This window comes from Neisseria sp. P0021.S007 (assembly GCF_051956855.1).
Genome location: NZ_JBQCXA010001479.1, coordinates 1 through 475 on the forward strand (window position 1 = coordinate 1; position 475 = coordinate 475).

2 pseudogenes are annotated in these 475 nt (G+C 48.4%); both read right to left on the reverse strand.

The features are described 5' to 3' along the window. A pseudogene (locus ACTHUR_RS19800) lies at nt 1-93 on the reverse strand (pseudouridine synthase); the annotation flags it as partial. 162 nt (nt 94-255) lie between these two features. Further along, nucleotides 256-318 (reverse strand): annotated as a pseudogene (locus ACTHUR_RS19805) (transposase); the annotation flags it as partial. Between the last annotated feature and the right edge of the window lie 157 nt (nt 319-475).

Genomic DNA, 475 nt, shown 5'->3' on the forward strand with positions numbered 1-475 from the left:
GGGCAGGCCGTAAAACAATTTTTCGTGCGGCAGCACCAAATAGCTGGGTTTGACGCCGTTTAAAAGCGGGAGGGGATTGGAGCGTTTTTTCATGTGGCGGATTGTACTCGGTTTCGGTCTTTTTTTCAGACGACTTCGGTCGGGTTAACGCTGTCGGGTGATATAGTGGATTAACTTTAAACCAGGATGGCGTTCCCTCGCCTTAGCTCAAAGAGAACGATTCTCTAAGGTGCTGAAGCACCAAGTGAATCGGTTCCGTACTATCTGTACTGTCTGCGGCTTCGTCGCCTTGTCCTGATTTAAAGTTAATCCACTATAATGAAGCGGTTTGCGCGGGGGAAAGATTGTGTTACGGATGATGGCAAAAGGGGTCGTCTGAAAAGCCGGACTTGGGTTTTCAGACGACGTTTTTTATTTGGTTTTTTTAAAGATGGATTGGGCGGTGGTTTTTCGTGGGCAAAGCCCACGCTACGGG